The following is a 563-nucleotide window of genomic DNA, read 5'->3' as shown; positions in this document are numbered from 1 at the left end:
TTGGTTGAGCGTGTAGCAGACAAGCTTGGCGGTGCCGTAGGTGCATCGCGTGCAGCAGTTGATTCTGGGTTTGCACCCAACGACCTGCAAGTCGGACAGACGGGGAAAATCGTCGCGCCGGAGTTGTATATCGCCGTTGGTATCAGCGGAGCCATTCAACACATAGCAGGTATGAGTGGTTCAAAGGTGATCGTTGCGATTAACCAGGACGCAGAGGCTCCAATCGCCCAAGTGGCAGACTACATGTTGGTTGCGGATCTCTTTGAGGCATTGCCGGCGCTGGAAAAAGCGCTGTGAATGGCGCCTGGCTTGACGAGCATCAATACATATTTTTAACAGTCTGATAATTGCTAGGTGATCCCGTGCAGCGCGACCAAATGGAGTTCGATGTAGTAATAGTGGGTGGTGGGCCGGCAGGTCTGGCAACCGCATGCCATCTCAAACAACTGGCCGCCGCATCCAGTCGTGACCTTAGCGTGTGCGTAGTCGAAAAAGGCTCGGAGATCGGAGCACATATCCTGTCGGGCGCAATATTCGAGACCCGAGCACTCGACGAGCTATTC

The 563-nt window shown here is 54.4% G+C and carries 2 protein-coding genes; both read left to right on the top strand.

From position 1 onward, the window contains the following. Nucleotides 1-297 (top strand): electron transfer flavoprotein subunit alpha/FixB family protein (locus tag AC1DRJ_RS31860; protein WP_477805593.1); only part of this gene is annotated, 297 nt, incomplete at its 5' end. A 65-nt stretch (nt 298-362) separates the two neighbouring features. Next, nucleotides 363-563, top strand: a 201-nt coding sequence (locus AC1DRJ_RS31855) for an NAD(P)/FAD-dependent oxidoreductase (RefSeq protein ID WP_477805592.1), incomplete at its 3' end; no start/stop codon positions are given.

It is taken from the genome of Pseudomonas sp. P5_B2 (assembly GCF_056400445.1).
This window is presented reverse-complemented; position numbering and strand designations above follow the sequence as displayed.